The sequence below is a fragment of the Pantoea sp. At-9b genome (assembly GCF_000175935.2).
Classification (GTDB): Bacteria; Pseudomonadota; Gammaproteobacteria; order Enterobacterales; family Enterobacteriaceae; genus Pantoea.
Map to the genome: position 1 here is coordinate 170,438 of NC_014837.1, position 17,239 is coordinate 187,676.

The 17,239-nt window shown below is 55.7% G+C and carries 14 protein-coding genes and 4 tRNA genes; 14 read left to right on the forward strand and 4 right to left on the reverse strand.

The window, feature by feature from the left end:
- Positions 1-3 precede the first annotated feature (3 nt).
- From wecB to PAT9B_RS00770, 12 genes are all read left to right on the forward strand, one after another.
- Positions 4-1,128: a non-hydrolyzing UDP-N-acetylglucosamine 2-epimerase gene (wecB, locus tag PAT9B_RS00715; protein ID WP_013507340.1), complete on the forward strand. Its 1,125-nt coding sequence runs from the start codon at positions 4-6 to the stop codon at positions 1,126-1,128.
- A gap of 2 nt (positions 1,129-1,130) precedes the next feature.
- Entirely contained in the window at positions 1,131-2,390 is a 1,260-nt protein-coding gene (gene wecC / locus PAT9B_RS00720) for a UDP-N-acetyl-D-mannosamine dehydrogenase (RefSeq protein ID WP_013507341.1), read from the forward strand.
- 21 nt (positions 2,391-2,411) lie between these two features.
- The gene (gene rffC / locus PAT9B_RS00725) at positions 2,412-3,119 is read left to right on the forward strand and encodes a dTDP-4-amino-4,6-dideoxy-D-galactose acyltransferase (RefSeq protein ID WP_013507342.1); all 708 of its coding nucleotides are present in this window, start codon (positions 2,412-2,414) and stop codon (positions 3,117-3,119) included.
- Positions 3,106-4,236, forward strand: a complete 1,131-nt coding sequence (gene rffA / locus PAT9B_RS00730; protein ID WP_013507343.1) for a dTDP-4-amino-4,6-dideoxygalactose transaminase — start codon at positions 3,106-3,108, stop codon at positions 4,234-4,236. Before rffC ends, rffA begins: the two co-directional genes overlap by 14 nt.
- Entirely contained in the window at positions 4,236-5,489 is a 1,254-nt protein-coding gene (gene wzxE, locus PAT9B_RS00735; protein WP_013507344.1) for a lipid III flippase WzxE, read from the forward strand. The genes rffA and wzxE overlap by 1 nt, the downstream gene beginning before the upstream one ends.
- Entirely contained in the window at positions 5,486-6,556 is a 1,071-nt protein-coding gene (locus tag PAT9B_RS00740; protein ID WP_013507345.1) for a TDP-N-acetylfucosamine:lipid II N-acetylfucosaminyltransferase, read from the forward strand. The genes wzxE and PAT9B_RS00740 overlap by 4 nt, the downstream gene beginning before the upstream one ends.
- On the forward strand, positions 6,553-7,896 hold the full coding sequence (gene wzyE / locus PAT9B_RS00745) for an ECA oligosaccharide polymerase (protein WP_013507346.1): 1,344 nt from the start codon (positions 6,553-6,555) through the stop codon (positions 7,894-7,896). The genes PAT9B_RS00740 and wzyE overlap by 4 nt, the downstream gene beginning before the upstream one ends.
- 24 nt (positions 7,897-7,920) lie before the next feature.
- Positions 7,921-8,670 (forward strand): lipopolysaccharide N-acetylmannosaminouronosyltransferase, encoded by a 750-nt coding sequence (gene wecG, locus PAT9B_RS00750; protein ID WP_013507347.1) that lies wholly within the window; start codon positions 7,921-7,923, stop codon positions 8,668-8,670.
- A 158-nt stretch (positions 8,671-8,828) separates the two neighbouring features.
- Positions 8,829-8,905, forward strand: a tRNA-Arg gene (locus PAT9B_RS00755).
- A gap of 64 nt (positions 8,906-8,969) precedes the next feature.
- A tRNA-His gene (locus tag PAT9B_RS00760) sits at positions 8,970-9,045 on the forward strand.
- 16 nt (positions 9,046-9,061) lie between these two features.
- Positions 9,062-9,148: transfer RNA gene (locus PAT9B_RS00765), tRNA-Leu, on the forward strand.
- 25 nt (positions 9,149-9,173) lie between these two features.
- A tRNA-Pro gene (locus PAT9B_RS00770) sits at positions 9,174-9,250 on the forward strand.
- 615 nt (positions 9,251-9,865) lie between these two features.
- Here PAT9B_RS00770 and hemY read toward each other — a convergent pair.
- Genes hemY through hemC form a run of 4 tightly spaced genes read right to left on the reverse strand, consistent with a single transcriptional unit; the run spans position 9,866 to position 13,900 of the window.
- Positions 9,866-11,062 carry a protoheme IX biogenesis protein HemY gene (hemY, locus tag PAT9B_RS00775; RefSeq protein ID WP_013507348.1) on the reverse strand — a complete coding sequence of 399 codons (1,197 nt, stop codon included), beginning with the start codon at positions 11,060-11,062 and terminating at the stop codon, positions 9,866-9,868.
- Between the two features lie 2 nt (positions 11,063-11,064).
- Positions 11,065-12,198, reverse strand: a complete 1,134-nt coding sequence (gene hemX, locus PAT9B_RS00780; RefSeq protein ID WP_013507349.1) for a uroporphyrinogen-III C-methyltransferase — start codon at positions 12,196-12,198, stop codon at positions 11,065-11,067.
- Positions 12,199-12,221: 23 nt separating this feature from the next.
- The gene (gene hemD / locus PAT9B_RS00785) at positions 12,222-12,962 is read right to left on the reverse strand and encodes a uroporphyrinogen-III synthase (RefSeq protein ID WP_013507350.1); all 741 of its coding nucleotides are present in this window, start codon (positions 12,960-12,962) and stop codon (positions 12,222-12,224) included.
- On the reverse strand, positions 12,959-13,900 hold the full coding sequence (gene hemC / locus PAT9B_RS00790; protein ID WP_013507351.1) for a hydroxymethylbilane synthase: 942 nt from the start codon (positions 13,898-13,900) through the stop codon (positions 12,959-12,961). Before hemC ends, hemD begins: the two co-directional genes overlap by 4 nt.
- A gap of 438 nt (positions 13,901-14,338) precedes the next feature.
- On the opposite strand from hemC, the gene PAT9B_RS00795 reads away from it, so the two are divergent.
- Together PAT9B_RS00795 and PAT9B_RS00800 are read left to right on the forward strand one after the other, a co-directional pair.
- Positions 14,339-16,897 carry a class I adenylate cyclase gene (locus PAT9B_RS00795; RefSeq protein WP_041525718.1) on the forward strand — a complete coding sequence of 853 codons (2,559 nt, stop codon included), beginning with the start codon at positions 14,339-14,341 and terminating at the stop codon, positions 16,895-16,897.
- A gap of 121 nt (positions 16,898-17,018) precedes the next feature.
- Positions 17,019-17,222, forward strand: a complete 204-nt coding sequence (locus PAT9B_RS00800; protein WP_013507353.1) for a lipoprotein — start codon at positions 17,019-17,021, stop codon at positions 17,220-17,222.
- The last annotated feature ends 17 nt before the right edge of the window (positions 17,223-17,239 follow it).

A 17,239-nucleotide genomic window follows, 5' to 3' on the forward strand; every position in this document is an offset into this window, starting at 1 on the left:
CGCGTGAAAGTTCTGACCGTATTTGGTACTCGTCCTGAGGCAATCAAGATGGCACCGTTGGTGCAGGCATTGGCCCAGGATGCTGCTTTTGAGTCGCGCCTGTGCGTCACCGCCCAGCATCGCGAAATGCTCGATCAAGTGCTGCGTCTGTTCAATCTGCAACCGGACTATGATCTCAATATCATGCGTCCGGAGCAGGGGCTGACAGAAATCACCTGTCGCATTTTGCAGGGTATGAAAACCGTACTGGCCGATTTCCGTCCTGATGTGGTGTTGGTGCATGGCGATACCACCACCACGCTGGCTGCCAGCCTGGCGGCGTTTTATCATCAAATCCCGGTCGGGCACGTCGAAGCGGGCCTGCGAACCGGAAATCTGATGTCGCCGTGGCCGGAAGAGGCGAACCGGACCCTGACCGGCCATCTGGCAACGTATCACTTCACCCCGACACAAACCTCGCGCGAGAATTTGCTGCGCGAGAATCTGCCGGATTCACGTATTTTCGTTACCGGCAATACGGTGATTGATGCGCTGTTATGGGTGCGCGATCGCGTGCTGGACGATGCCGATCTGAATGCCCGGTTGATGGCGCGTTATCCGTTCCTTGATGCGGATAAAAAGCTGATTCTGGTTACGGGTCATCGGCGCGAGAGTTTTGGTGACGGTTTTGAGCGCATTTGCAGTGCGTTGGCGCAGATTGCCCGCCAGCACCCACAGGCGCAAATCGTCTACCCGGTGCACCTCAATCCGAATGTCAGCGAGCCGGTAAACCGCATCCTGAGTGGCATCGATAATGTCATGTTGATTGAGCCACAGGAGTATCTGCCGTTTGTCTGGTTGATGAATCGCGCCTGGCTGATCCTCACCGATTCCGGTGGTATTCAGGAGGAGGCACCTTCGCTTGGCAAACCGGTATTGGTGATGCGTGACACCACCGAACGCCCGGAGGCGGTTGCCGCTGGCACCGTCAGGCTGGTGGGGACCGATGTGGATAAAATTGTGGCAGAAGTCAGCCTGCTGCTGAATAACGATGAAGTTTGGCAGGCGATGAGCCATGCGCACAATCCCTATGGCGACGGCCAGTCCTGCGCGCGCATTTTGCAGGTCCTTAAAAATTACAGAGCTTAACCATGAGTTTTCACACCATTTCCGTTATTGGACTGGGTTACATTGGGCTGCCAACGGCAGCCGTTTTTGCTTCTCGGGAAATTAAAGTGGTGGGCGTTGATATCAACGCCCATGCGGTCGACACCATTAATCGTGGTGAGATTCATATTGTCGAGCCGGACCTCGATGAGGTGGTGCGTGAGGCCGTTTGTCGCGGCTATCTGCGTGCCACGACGCAGGTTGAAGCGGCCGATGCCTTTCTGATCGCGGTGCCTACGCCTTTTATGGGCGATCACCAACCCGACCTCAGCTATGTACAGGCTGCGGCGTCCGCAATCGCCCCGGTCTTAAAAACGGGCGATTTAGTGATTCTCGAATCCACTTCCCCGGTCGGGACAACGGAACAGTTAGCTGGCTGGCTGGCCGCTGCACGTCCGGACCTGCGTTTTCCCCAGCAGGGTGATGAGGTGGATATCGCGATCGCCTACTGCCCGGAGCGTGTGCTGCCTGGCAAAGTGATGGTGGAACTGATTGAAAACGATCGTGTGATCGGCGGCATGACGCCCGCTTGTTCCGCACGGGCCAGCGAGCTATACCGCATCTTCCTGCGCGGCGCATGCGTGGAAACCAACGCGCGCACGGCGGAAATGTGCAAGCTGACGGAAAATAGCTTCCGCGACGTCAATATCGCATTTGCCAATGAACTGTCGCTGATTTGTGCCGAACAGGGGATTAACGTCTGGGAACTGATCGCGTTGGCGAATCGCCATCCTCGCGTCAATATTCTGCAACCCGGCCCGGGGGTCGGGGGTCACTGCATCGCCGTCGATCCCTGGTTTATCGTGGCGCAAAACCCGCAGCAGGCACGCCTGATCCGCACCGCGCGGGAAGTGAACGATGCCAAGCCGTATTGGGTACTGGATCAGGTCAAGCAAGCGCTGGCCGAATGTCTGACCGCCAGCGGTAAACGCGCCAGCGAGGTGACCATCGCCTGTTTTGGTCTGGCGTTTAAGCCGAATATCGATGACCTGCGCGAAAGCCCGGCGATGGCGGTGACAGCGTTGATTGCTGATTGGCACAGTGGCACCACTTGGGTGGTAGAGCCGCATATCGACACCATTCCCCCACGGCTGGATCATAAAGCCACCTTGGTGACCTGCGCAGACGCTCTGCAACAGGCGGATATCCTGGTGATGCTGGTGGATCACACACCGTTCCGGGCCATTGATGCCGCACAGGTCACCCAGTCGTGGATCGTCGATACTAAAGGGGTCTGGCGATGAAATACTTTTCGGTTAGCGACCATGTCGATTCACGTCAGTATTAACCCACTGGCGTGGGAAAGTGGCTTTTTTGGCTTGAATACCGCGCGCCTGGAGATTGACGGTGACACACCGTTGGCGCAGGCGTTGCAGCAACCCTATAAATTGTGGCAAATCAAGGTCGCGGCTGACCGCCATGATGTGATCGATGCCATCAGCCAGCACCGCTTTCAGCTGGTGGAAGGGGAAGCCGATCTCGCTATTAATATCAAACGTACCGAGCGGCAAACGGGCGTGCGCATCGCGCGCGAAGCCCAGATCCCGCAACTGCGTGCTGCTGCCGCCAGTGCGTTCAGCCTGAGCCGCTTTCGCACCCCCTGGTATCAGGCCGATGACAGCAGCCGCTTTTATGCGCAGTGGATTGAGAATGCGGTGCGTGGCACCTTTGATAACCAATGCCTGATTGCCTGTGATGAACAAGGTGCCTTGCAGGGCTTTGTCTCAATACGCGAACAGCAGGGCGATGCGCGTATTGGGCTGCTGGCCGTGCTGCCGGAAGCGCAGGGCAAGGGTATCGGCCAGCGCCTGTTGCTGGCGGCGGCCGACTGGGGGCGGGTACGCCAGCTTAATCGGCTGCGCGTGGCCACCCAACTGAGCAATCTTACGGCGATGCGCCTCTATTTACGCAGCGGTGCACGGCTGGAAAGCACCGCCTGGTGGTTCTACAGGAACGCACATGATCCCATTTAATGCGCCCCCGATCGTGGGCAGTGAAGTTGAATATATGCAGTCGGCGATGGCCAGCGGCAAACTGTGCGGCGATGGCGGTTTTACCCGGCGTTGTCAGCAGTGGATGGAGCAACACTTCGGCAGCAAAAAGGTGCTGCTGACGCCTTCCTGCACGGCTTCGCTGGAGATGGCGGCGCTGCTGATTGATATCCAGCCCGGCGATGAAGTGATTATGCCGAGCTATACCTTTGTCTCCACCGCCAATGCCTTCGTGCTGCGGGGGGCCACTATCGTGTTTGTTGATGTGCGCCCTGATACGTTGAACATCGACGAAACCCTGATTGAAGCGGCAATCACTGAAAAGACCCGTGCCATTGTGCCGGTCCATTACGCGGGCGTTGCCTGCGAAATGGACACCATCATGGCGTTAGCGACCAAATACCAACTCTGGGTGATTGAGGATGCGGCGCAGGGGGTGATGTCGCAATACAAAGGGCGGGCGCTTGGCACCATCGGGCATATTGGTTGTTTCAGCTTCCATGAAACCAAAAACTACACCGCAGGCGGTGAAGGTGGGGCGACGCTGATCAATGACGCGAAAATGGTGGAGCGTGCGGAGATCATCCGTGAAAAAGGCACTAATCGCAGCCAGTTCTTCCGTGGGCAGGTGGATAAATATACCTGGCGTGACATCGGCTCCAGCTATTTGATGGCAGATTTGCAGGCCGCGTATCTTTGGGCGCAACTGGAAGTGGCCGAACGTATTAACCAGCAGCGTTTACGTTTGTGGCATCACTATTATGCGGCGCTGCAACCGCTGGCGGCGGCTGGACGTATTGACTTGCCGGTGGTATCGGACAACTGTCGTCACAACGCGCATATGTTTTATATCAAACTGCGCGACAGCCACGATCGCCAGGCGCTGATTAACTGGATGAAAGAAGCGGAAATCCTCACCGTTTTTCATTACATTCCGTTGCATTCATCTCCGGCCGGTGAACGTTTTGGCCGTTTCCACGGCGACGATGTGGTCACCACGCGTGAGAGCGAGCGCTTGTTGCGCTTGCCACTGTTCTACAACCTGTCGGACAACAATCAGCGCACGGTGATTAACTCCCTGCTGAGCTTCTTTGCCTGATGTCACTCGCGAAAGCCTCGGTGTGGACCGCCTCGTCGACACTGGTCAAAATTGTGGCCGGTTTGCTGGTGGTCAAATTGCTGGCCGTCAGCTTCGGGCCGGAAGGCGTGGGGCAGGCCGGCAACTTCCGTCAGTTGATTACCGTGCTCGGCGTGTTGGCCGGTGCCGGGATCTTTAACGGCGTCACCACTTATGTGGCGCAATTTCAGCAGCAGCCCGCCTCGCTGCGTGCCGTCACTGGCACGGCATCCGCGCTGGTGTTGGCTTTCTCCACGCTGCTGGCGCTGGTGTTTCTGCTGGCGGCGGCACCCATCAGTCGGGCGCTGTTCGGCCACGACCACTATCAGGGTGTGGTGCGTATTGTCGCCTTTCTCCAGCTTGGTATCGCCTGGGCTAATCTGACGCTGGCCTTGCTGAAAGGCTTTCGCGATGCGCGTGGCAATGCGCTGGCGCTGATTGCCGGTAGCCTGATCGGCGTGGTGGCGTATGTGCTGTGCTGGTGGATCGGTGGCTATGCCGGTGCGTTGGTCGGGCTGGCGCTGGTACCTGCGCTGGTGGTGGTCCCGGCGTTGGCGATGTTGCGGCGTCATCAACAGGTGTTGCCGCTACGCTGGTTAAAACCGGTCTGGGAACCGCAGCTGGCGCGTAATCTGGCGAAGTTTACCCTGATGGCGTTGATCACCTCCGTGACGCTGCCGGTCGCCTGGGTGATGATGCGTAACTTGCTGGCGCAGCAGCAAGGCTGGGCGCAGGTAGGGCTGTGGCAGGGGGTGACCAGCATTTCCGATGCGTATCTGCAATTTATTACCGCGACCTTTAGCGTCTGGTTGTTGCCCACTTTGGCCCGTCTGGAACATAAGCCACAGATTGCGCGAGAAATTATGCGTGCGCTGCGCTTTGTGCTGCCAGCGGTAGCGGCGGCCAGTTTCTGCGTCTGGTTGCTGCGTGATGTCGCCATCTGGCTGCTGTTTTCCACCCAGTTTGCCGCCATGCGCGACCTGTTTGTCTGGCAACTGTGCGGTGACGTGTTTAAAGTCGGTGCCTATGTTTTCGGCTATCTGGTGATCGCCAAAGCCTCGTTGCGTTTTTATATCCTGACTGAAGTCAGCCAGTTCATCTTACTGATGGTGTTTTCCCACTGGCTGATTCCGTTACATGGCACTGTCGGTGCTGCACAAGCCTATATGGCAACCTACATTTGTTACTTTGCGCTCTGCTGTGGCGCTTTCACGATTTATTGCCGAAGAAAATGACGTTAACTCACGTGCTGGGATCGGATATCCCTCATCATAATCACACCGTGCTGCGTTTCTTTAATGACGTGCTCAGCACGCAACAGCCGTTGGATACACCGCGTCGATTTATGGTGGTCACCGCCACGCCCGCCGCGTTGCAGGCTTACCCGGCGTTGCAAATTGAAACCTGGCCCGATAAACAGGCGCTGGCGCGGGCGGTCATTGCCCTGGCCGCCGACCGCCAGCAACGCTTCTTTTTCCACGGACAATTTAACCCTGGGATTTGGCTGGCGTTGTTGAACGGTAAGTTACGTCGCCATCAGGCGTTCTGGCACGTTTGGGGTGCAGACCTGTACGAAGAGGGCAACGGTCTGAAGTACCGGCTGTTCTATCTGCTACGGCGGATCGCGCAGGGCCGTATGGCGCGTGTGTTCGCTACGCGGGGCGATCTGCATCATTATCAGCAGCGTCATCCGCGGGTGCCGACGTCGTTGCTCTATTTTCCTACGCGTATGCCGGAATGTGCCGTGCCGGGCGCAGCAGAACAGCATGATTTTACTGTGCTATTGGGCAATTCGGGCGATCGCAGTAACCGGCATATTGCTGGTTTGCAGGCGATCAAGTCACAATTCGGTGATCAAATAAAGGTGGTGGTGCCGCTTGGCTATCCCACTAATAATGATGCATATATTAATGAAATTGCCACGGCGGCTGCACGCCTGTTCCCCGATGGGCAGGTCACGCTGTTGCGCGATAAGATCGATTTTGAGGCTTATCTGGCGCTGCTGAGCCGCTGCCATCTGGGCTATTTTATGTTTGAACGCCAGCAGGGGATTGGTACTCTCTGCCTGCTGATTCAGGCTGGCATTCCGTTTGTCCTCAACCGCAAAAACCCGTTCTGGCGTGATCTCAGCGAGCAGGGGTTACCGGTATTGTTCAGTGACGATGTGCTGGACAGCACGCGGGTGGCCGAGGCACAGCGCCAGTTGAAGCAGTGCGATCCCGCCCGCATCGCTTTTTTTGCTCCTGGCTATCTGACAGGGTGGTGCGAGGCGCTCACTCTGAGTGAAACGGAGAAATTATGACCCTCATGCAGTTCAGCGGTCTGCTGGTGGTGTATCTGTTCTCGCTGGGGTTTATTCTGACCCTGACCTGGCGGGAATTTAAGCGGGTGCGGTTCAACTTCCACCTGTTCTTTACCATTTTGTTTTTACTGACATTTTATTTTGGCTTTCCGCTGACCAGCGTGTTGGTGTTTCGCTTCAATATGGCGGTGGTGCCGGCGGAATTTCTGTTGCAGGCGCTGCTGGCTGCCACCAGTTTCTATGCCATCTATTATGTCAGCTACAAAGTTCGTTTACGCCCGGCCACGGCTCCACCGCGTAAACCCTGGTTGCAGATGAACCGGGTGGAGACCCATCTCACCTGTCTGCTGTTGGCGCTGGTGGCGATCGGCACCGTGACGGTGTTCTTTATGCACAATGGCCTGCTGCTGTTCCGGTTAACGGCCTATAACCAGATCTTCTCCAGTGAAGTGTCCGGTGTGGCGCTCAAACGCTTCTTCTACTTCTTCATCCCGGCGATGTTGATTCGTTATTTCCTCAACCCGACTCAGCGTCAGTGGCTGCTCTTTTTGCTGGTTTCAGTGGCCTTTGGTCTGCTGACCTATGCGCTGGTGGGGGGCACACGCGCAAATATCATCATCGCTTTCGCGTTGTTCCTGTTTATCGGTATTACCCGTGGCTGGATCACGCTGTGGATGCTGGCCGGCGCAGGGGTGATGGCGATCGGTGGCATGTTCTGGCTGGCACTGCGTCGTTATAACCTCGATGTAATGGGGGATGAGGCGTTTTATACCTTCCTCTATCTGACGCGCGATACCTTCTCACCGTGGGAAAATCTGGCGTTGCTGTTGCAGCATTACGACAAGATCTCGTTCCAGGGGCTGGCACCGATGTGGCGTGATTTTTACGTGTTTATCCCTAGCTGGCTGTGGCCGGGACGCCCTTCGATGGTGCTGAACAGCGCCAACTACTTTACCTGGGAAGTGCTGAATAACCACTCCGGGCTGGCGATCTCGCCAACGTTACTTGGGTCGCTGTTGGTGATGGGTGGCGTGTGGTTTATTCCGCTGGGTGCCGTTGCGGTCGGCCTGTTAATGAAAGGCTTCGATAACCTGTATGCCCGCGGGCGTCAGGAGAGCAACCGCTACAATGGGGCCATTTTGCAAAGTTTTTGTTTTGGTGCGGTGTTTAACATGATCGTGCTGGCGCGTGAAGGGCTGGATGCGTTCGGATCGCGCGTGGTGTTTTTCTGCGTTATTTTTGCCGCCTGCTTATTGGTGGCGAAGCTGCTTTACTGGCTGTTGGATCGTGCCGGGCTTATCCGGCAACGCGGCGAGCCAGTGTTACCCAGCCCTTTTTAACCTCCGGGCCTAACAGGAAAACGGTTGACGTTGAATACGATAAAAAAAGAGGAGCCGCGTTATGCGCTGCGCGGTATCGATCTCTACGCCTTTCACGATATGGCGTCCTTTCTTAACTTTCTGCTGCCGAATGAAAAGCCACGCAGCGGTACGCTGGTGGCCATCAACGCCGAAAAAATGCTGACGCTGGAAAGCGATGCCGAAGTGCGGGCGCTGATTGAACAGGCTGAATTTAAGTATGCTGATGGCATCAGCATTGTGCGTTCGCTACGCAAGAAATATCCGCAGCTCCAGGTCAACCGGATTGCCGGGGCTGATTTGTGGGAGGCGCTGATGGAACGAGCGGGTCGCAGCGGTATCCCGGTGTTTTTGCTTGGCGGCCATGACACGGTATTGCAGGAAACCTGTGAGAAATTACGTCGTCAGTGGAATGTGAACATTGTTGGCAGCCAGGACGGTTATTTCACGCCGCAGGAGCGCGAGGCGCTGTTTGCACGTATCGCTGCCAGCAACGCCCAGATTGTTAGCGTCGCGCTGGGATCGCCGCGTCAGGAGCTGCTGATGCGAGATTGCCGCGCCCATTGGCCTGACGCGCTGTATATGGGGGTGGGCGGCACCTACGATGTGTTCACGGGTCATGTCGCGCGCGCACCGCGCAGCTGGCAAAAACTCGGTCTGGAGTGGCTTTATCGTTTGATTCGCCAGCCTTCACGCTGGCGTCGCCAAATAAAGTTGCTGAAATATTTAGGCTACCATTGGCGTGGTGATCTCTGATATTGCTGATTAATGCAGCAATTTCCGCTGGGGACAGGGATAAAGTGCAGCATTTATCGACGGAATGCACAAAGCGTAACCAAACGCGTTTTTTTATTAAAATTGCACTGGACAGCCTGATATCAAATCCGTAGTATGCACATCCGCAACGGCGCTACGCGCCCGTAGCTCAGCTGGATAGAGCGCTGCCCTCCGGAGGCAGAGGTCTCAGGTTCGAATCCTGTCGGGCGCGCCATTAAGTTTGTGCGCAAGAGCTTCGGTGGTTTTAAATACCGCGTTAGGCAGTAAATAGATTTATGGTGGCTATAGCTCAGTTGGTAGAGCCCTGGATTGTGATTCCAGTTGTCGTGGGTTCGAGTCCCATTAGCCACCCCAGATTTTGCTGGGACATGCGAAGGTGGCGGAATTGGTAGACGCGCTAGCTTCAGGTGTTAGTGTCTTAACGGACGTGAGGGTTCAAGTCCCTCTCTTCGCACCAGGCAAAATATTAAGATAAAAAAAATCGGCGAGTAGCGCAGCTTGGTAGCGCAACTGGTTTGGGACCAGTGGGTCGGAGGTTCGAATCCTCTCTCGCCGACCATCTTAATATGAAAAACAACCTGCTAAGAGCAGGTTTTTTTTCGTCCAGAGAAAAGTGATTTCATGCCGCTGTCTCCTTTCTGAGACACGTAACGATCTGATTTATATCTGTTTTACATATCCTTGCATTGCCTGTCGTTCGACGGAGACAACCTAATGCCGCTTTGTCGCTTTTTCCCGACATCATCGCAGGGTTCTACTACGTCGATAAAATTAACTATCTGATAAATATCAATTTAATTTGCAACCTGCAAACCTGGCACGCCTTATGCAATAATCTCTGCGTAGATGCTCATTCCACCTCTTATGTCTGCTGATGCTGCATAAACCTGGGAATGATGCAGAGCCCCTTACGGTATCCGTTGTCCAGCCAGGCAGTATCGCGCGAGCCTTATTGCAGTAACAGGACATTACGTTGAGTCGGATACCATCAGTTGTCTTACCGACCTGATCTTACACCTGCCTCTGGCAGGTGTTTTTTTATCTGCGCGATAAATCGCGCCGCTACGTATCATTGCACGTCCTGTAGCGGCGTGATTTATCACGCCTGATGATAGAATTCGGCGCAAAAAAAAGCCGGGCAAGCCCGGCGTGCACAAATATAACAATCGAAAAATCAGGCGCTGGGATTATTCTTCAGCGTCAGCAGTAGTCCTTCACGGCGCATTTTCGCCGCCTCTTCCGGTCGGTGCATACGATCGTAAACATCGGCCAGCCAGGCGTAATCAAACGCATCAGGACGCTGTGCCAACGCCTGCTGGAAGGCTTCTGCGGCCTGCTGCCACTCACCGTGGCGCATCAGCATCTGGCCCAGGGTGCTGTGCAGCAGCGGGGTTGCGCCGTGCTGTTTGATTTGATTGCGCAGCGCTTTCTCCAGGGCGGCGGGATCGCCACTTTTAATGCGTGGCATCAGCAGCACCAGACGATCGTCATACTGGCGCTTCAGGCCATCCAGCACGATAGCTTGCGCGGTATCCGGGTCATCGCATTCAATCAGATGCTCCACCATGGCGACCTGCAACGCGGTTTCCTGGCGGGTTTTACGGCTTTGATTGTGCCACCAGCGTTTCAGGCCATCGCTACCCTGGTCGGCCATCGCCTGGTTCATCAGGCCCAGCCATGCCTGTTGTTGTAACGCCGCGCGCTGGGTGTCATCGTTGATCTGCACTTTCTGCATCGATGGCAGGATGTCCAGCAGCGCGCCCCAGGCACCGGTACGGATATAAGCCTGTTCGGCCAGACGTAATACTTCCGGGTGACGGGGTGCCACTTCCAGCAGACGATCAATACCGTGTCGCGCGGCGTGGTCTTCATTACGCGCCAGTTGCAGACGAACGCGGGTGATTTCCACCGGAATGGTGTCGTTTTGCGACAGCTCCGCCGCGCGCTCCAGATGCTGATTCGCGCGTAGCTCATCACCACGTTGCTGAGCCGCTTCCGCCGCGAGCAGATAGTTAGCCACCGGCTGGTCGGCGTGATCGGCATCTTTCGATAGCAGTTTTTCAACTTGCTTGTAATCGCCTTCTGCCAGCTTCATCAGCGCGGTTTGGGTATGGCGCTGCGCACGACGACGTTTACGGCCGGTAAACCAGCCACGGGTGCGCGCACCCGTGCGGAACAGGCGACGCAGCACCCATTCAACAAACAGAATCACCAGCAGGCTGAGGATCAGGATGATCGCCAGGCCAGTCACACTGGTTTCAATGTTCCAGTTGTCGGTCTGGATCAGCACATAGCCCTGATGGCCAGCCAGCATCGGACCCAGCACCACGCCGGCGATCAACAGCAGAAAAAGCACCAATACTTTTAGCATGCTTAGCCTCCCTGCTGGTCAGCCGCAACCGAGGGCTGCGCTAACAGATTACGCACGCGGGTCTGCATCAACTTATCCAGCAGTTGCTGGCTTTCCAGCGTATCCGGCACATCCATCGAGATGCTTTGCTGGCTCAGTTCGTCCAGCTGATCGAGGAAGGCTTTAGTGGCGGCATCGTTGGTGTCATACCAGGCACGCACCCAGCTGGAAACGGCATCAATCGATTGTTTGTAGATCTCGTCCTGATGGCGCGGCACGGCTTGGGCGGCAATCAGCAGGCGCGAGCGGATGTTTTCGCGCAGATACACATCCTGATTGGGTGCCAGCAGCGGCTGTGCGGTGTTATCACGGCGGCGAATGGTGATGAAGCCATCCATAAAGTTGTGCCAGCTTTTTACCAGATTTTGCCGCCATTCATGCAGTGAGCTGGAAAGTTCGCTGCTGTCAGCATCCATCGGTGAATCGTCGTTGTCGTTATCCGCCAGTCGCAGGTTATCCACGCCGTTTGACAGTTGGTTCAGCTTGAGGATGATGCCGTCATAATCGACCTGGCTGACGGCGGAGAGCGAACTGATGTCCTGAGTCAGGGCACGGCGCACATTCATGACGCTCGGATCATTCATTTCGGCGAGACTGGTATCGGCACTTTTCAGCAGCGCGGCGGCGGTAGTGACATCCTGATCGCTCCACAGCTTACGTCCTGCCAGTTTGACCAGATAATCGGCCTGGGCCAGCAGCCAGGTGCGGGTATCGTTACCTGAAATGGTGGCGACTTTTTGCCGTAAGGCTTCCAGCTCTTTGGCGCTGGCGTCTTGTTGGTTACGTGCTTCCTGTAAGGCGCTGTTGGCGCTTTCCAGTTGCTGCGTCAGCTGTTGTTTATCGCTGCCCAGTTGCTGTTGCAATGCACTCAGCTGCTCACTCAGATTTTGGTTAGTCTGAGCCTGTAAATCGGCCTGGTGTTTCCCATTCAGGTAAAGGCCCGCGCCAATCGCCAGCGCAATCACAATCGCCACAGCACCCAGCACTTTGCCATCGCGTTTGGTGTCGCGTGGTGATTTTTTAGCTGGAGGAGTAGCGTTGTCGCCCGCTGGCGTGGTCTCTTCAACCACGGCGGAGGAGGCTTTTTGTTCCGTCATTGCGGCTCATCCCAATGTTAAGTTCAGCGTAACGCACGCAGCAGCGCATCGTTATCGGCACCATCGGCTACATCAATATCCTGCCAGCCCAGTGAAGCTGCCAGGGTAGCCAAACGTTCACTGACGACCACCAGCCGACAGTGTAATAACCATTCCCGTCGATCGATTGGCGGAAACAGCGCAAACAGTTGTTGTAACATTTCACCGCTGGTCACCACCAGCGTGGTAATTCCGCGATCGCGCCAGCGACGCCCTTCAGTGGCACCATCATAGGCTTTTTCACAGCGCTGGTAGCATTCCGCGTAACGGACATCGACACCGCGTTCCGTCAGGGTATCGGCCAGCAACTCACGCCCCGGACTGCCGCGCAAAATTAATGCGCGCTTGCCGCTTACCTGTTGCAGGCGGTTAAGACGCACCAGTTCTTCACTGGTTTCCCGCGCATGAGGATAGTCTACTTTCAGATTACTGACGGTGTGCAACGCCAGCGCGGTGCTGCGGCCAATGGCGTAGTAATCAAGCTGCGTGGGCCAGGCGAAACCCTGACGTTGCAACTCCGGGTGGGCGAAGGTCACCACCTGTTGCGACAACAAAAACACCAGATCACCGGGTTGCAGCGCGGCAAGCTGTTGTGGCAAATGAACAATATCGCGACCCGGTGTGAACTCAATCAGCGGTAAGATCCACGCCAGTTTCCCCTGGGTTCGCAAACGTGCGACCAGTTCACTGGCGGCTGGCTCGGGACGGGTCACGAGAATGGTCATGCAGGCGGTTGCCCCTGATAAACGTCACGCAGAATCTCGCTCGCGCCGTTATCCAGTAGTTCTTCCGCCAGCGAAATCCCCATCTGTTCTGCCTGATCACGTGGACCACGGCGCTCGCCGGTGATCATCTGGCTACCATCCGGTGAACCCACCAGACCACGCAGCCACAGCTGATCGCCTTCCAGCACGGCAAAGCTGCCAATCGGCACCTGACAACCGCCTTCCAGGCGGGTGTTCATGGCGCGTTCAGCGCGCACACAAACAGCGGTGTCGCCGTCGTTCAGCGCCTGCAACAGGGTAATCAGTTCGGCGTCGTCGAGGCGGCATTCAATGCCGACTGCGCCCTGACCGACGGCCGGTAACGAGATTTCAGCCGGTAACGCAAAGCGGATGCGATCTTCCAGACCCAAGCGTTTCAGACCCGCAGCGGCAAGAATGATGGCGTCATATTCACCGGCATCCAGTTTGCCAAGGCGGGTACCGACGTTGCCGCGCAACGAGCGAATCACCAGGTCGGGACGACGTGCGCTGAGCTGGCACTGACGACGCAGGCTTGAAGTGCCCACCACCGCGCCCTGCGGCAGCGCATCGATTGAATCGTAATGATTGGAGACAAAGGCATCGCGCGGATCTTCGCGCTCGCAAATGGTGACCAGGCCGAGTCCTTCAGGGAAATCCACCGGCACATCTTTCATCGAATGCACCGCGAGGTCGGCGCGATTTTCCAGCATCGCCAACTCCAGCTCCTTGACGAAAAGCCCTTTTCCCCCCACTTTAGCCAACGGCGTATCGAGGATGACATCACCCTTGGTGACCATCGGGACCAGTTCGACTTGCAGGCCAGGATGCGCTGCCATCAGGCGTTGCTGGACATATTGTGCCTGCCAGAGCGCAAGGGGACTTTGTCTTGTAGCAATTCTGAAAATTTTGTCTAACATGCTGTTAACCGTTTTGATCGTTCATCGAATATCCTACCATCGATAGGGGAATGCTGTCAGTTTCAACGGATTGAAAAGGCTCTGATGTCAGATTTCGTCGCGATCACCGGGGAATAATCTGAGGTCATAGTCCGAAAACGCAGGGGTTAGTTCGGAACGTGCTAAACTGTTAAGTAGCGCAACTTTCTTTACGGTCAATCTGCCAGGTGTTAGATTGATCACGTTTCCAGCAATAATTTGCCCGATATCGTTACCCTAAATAATTCGGGTTGCAGGAAGGCGGCAAGTGCGGGAATCCCAGGAGCTTACATCGGTAAGTGACTGGGGTGAGCGCACGCAGCCAACGCATCTGCAAGCATGAATTATGACGGGTATTATTATTAAGTGGCAGGTTTCGGAAACAGGGTGCTTAACACTGGGACAATCAGGCGAAACGTCTTGTACCTCTACATTGAGACACTGAAACAGAGACTGGATGCTATCAACCAGCTGCGTGTAGATCGCGCGCTGGCTGCGATGGGACCTGCTTTCCAGCACGTCTACAGTCTGCTGCCAACATTACTGCACTATCATCATCCGCTGATGCCGGGTTACCTTGAGGGTAACGTTCCACATGGCATCAGCTTTTACACGCCTGATGAAAACCAACAGCAACTGTTGCAGGATCTGGCGGGTAAACAACCGCTGCATCTCAGCACCGGTGCCAAAGGCGAAATGCCGATCACCGGCATCTACTCGATGGGCAGCACCTCCTCTGTCGGCCAGAACAGCGTCTCCGATCTTGATATCTGGGTATGTCATCAATCCTGGCTGGATAATGAAGAGCGTCTCAACCTGCAACGTAAATGTACCTTGTTGCAGAAATGGTGCGTCTCCATGGGGGTAGAGGTCAGCTTCTTCCTGATCGATGAAAACCGCTTCCGCCATAACGAAAGCGGCAGCCTCGGCGCTGAAGATTGCGGCTCGACCCAACATATTTTGCTGCTGGATGAGTTTTACCGCACTGCCGTGCGCATGGCCGGTAAACGTATCCTGTGGAACATGGTGCCCGGTGAAGAAGAGCATCATTACGACGATTACGTCATGTCACTGTACGCCCAGGGCGTGCTGACACCGAACGAATGGCTCGATCTGGGCGGCCTCGGCACGCTGTCAGCCGAAGAGTACTTTGGTGCCAGCCTGTGGCAGCTGTATAAAAGCATCGACTCACCGTACAAAGCGGTGCTGAAAACCTTGCTGCTGGAAGCCTACAGCTGGGAATACCCCAATACGCAATTGCTGGCGATGGACATCAAGCAGCGCCTGCACGACGGCGAAATCGTCTGTTTCGGTCTTGATCCTTACTGCATGATGCTGGAACGCGTAACGCGTTATCTCACCAGCATCGACGATTTGGCGCGTCTCGACCTGGTGCGTCGCTGCTTCTACCTCAAAGTGTGTGAAAAACTCTCCAGTGAAGAGAACCATCACCGCTCCGGCTGGCGTCGTGAAATCCTGTCGCAGCTGGTGAAAGAGTGGGGCTGGGACGACGACAAACTGGCGGTGCTGGATAACCGCGCGCAGTGGAAGATCGAACGCGTGCGTGAAGCGCACAATGAATTGCTGGATGCGATGATGCAGAGCTATCGCAACCTGATCCGTTTCGCGCGTCGTAACAATTTAAGCGTCAGCGCCAGCCCGCAGGATATCGGCGTGCTGACGCGTAAACTGTATGCGGCCTTTGAAGCGTTGCCGGGCAAGGTGACGCTGGTGAACCCGCAGATTTCGCCTGACCTGTCGGAAGAGAATCTGACCTTTATCCATGTCCCGGCAGGCCGCGCCAATCGCGCGGGCTGGTATCTGTATAACCAGTCGCCGGACATGAGTTCCATCATCAGCCATCAGCCGCTGGAATATAACCGCTACCTGAACAAACTGGTGGCGTGGGCATGGTTTAACGGTTTACTGACCAGCAAAACGCGTCTGCATATCAAAGGTAATGAATTCTGCGATCTGCCGCGTTTGCAGGAGCTGGTGAATGATGTCTCACATCATTTCCCGCTGCGCGTTCCCGCGCCGACGCCAAAAGCGCTCTACAGCCCGTGTGAAATTCGTCACCTGGCGATTATCGTCAACCTCGAACACGATCCTACCTCAGCGTTTCGCAATCAGGTGGTGCATTTCGACTTCCGTAAACTGGACGTGTTCAGCTTCGGTCAGCAGCAGCAATGCCTGATTGGCAGCATTGACCTGTTGTACCGCAACTCGTGGAATGAGGTACGTACTCTGCACTTCAGCGGCGAGCAGGCGATGATTGAAGCGCTGAAAACTATCCTCGGCAAAATGCATCAGGATGCCGCGCCGCCGGATACGGTGGAGGTGTTCTGCTATAGCCAGCATTTGCGCGGCCTGATCCGTACCCGCGTGCAGCAACTGGTGTCGGAATGCATCGAACTGCGCCTGTCCAGTACGCGTCAGGAGCCGGGTCGCTTTAAAGCCTTGCGCATGGCGGGCCAGACCTGGGGTCTGTTCTTTGAACGCATGAGCGTGTCGGTACAGAAACTGGAAAATGCGGTCGAGTTCTATGGCGCGATTTCCAACAACAAGTTGCATGGCCTGTCGATTAAAGTGGAGTCGAACCAGACGCCGCTGCCGCCGGTGGTTAACGGCTATGCCAGCGAAGGTATCATTCAGTTCTTCTTTGAAGACACCAATGATGATCGCGGCTTCAACATTTATATCCTCGACGAAACTAACCGTGTTGAGGTGTATCACCATTGCGAAGGCAGCAAAGAAGAATTGGTACGTGATGTCAGCCGTTTTTATTCGTCATCGCACGACCGTTTCACCTACGGCTCCAGCTTTATCAACTTCAATTTGCCGCAGTTTTACCAGATTGTGAATGCAGGCGATCGCTTCCAGGTGATCCCGTTCCGCAGCCAGACACTCACACAACTGTGTGCCACACAGCCTGACAACGACAACGGCGATTTCCAGCCGCGCTATCAAATGCACTGATCCTGCCCGCCCTCGCGCGGCAGGTGTCAGACCTGTAACGCGTTTGCGGGTATTTCCTGTTGCTTTTACAACGTCAACTGCGATGATAAGCATCCAGGAAAGGACAGAAAGAGCAGACAGAATGAGACAAATGATACGTCAGCTGGGAATGGCGCTGGCACTGGTCGGCTTAGCAGGCTGTGGCCTGAAAGGCCCGTTGTATTTTCCGCCTCCGGATCAACCGAAAAAAACCACCACCCAGCCCACTGAACAGCAGCAGCAAGCAGCGAAAAGTGCGGATGTGGATGGTTTAGTCACCGACAAACAAGGCATGCAGGGGAATTAATCTCCCATGAGTAATCC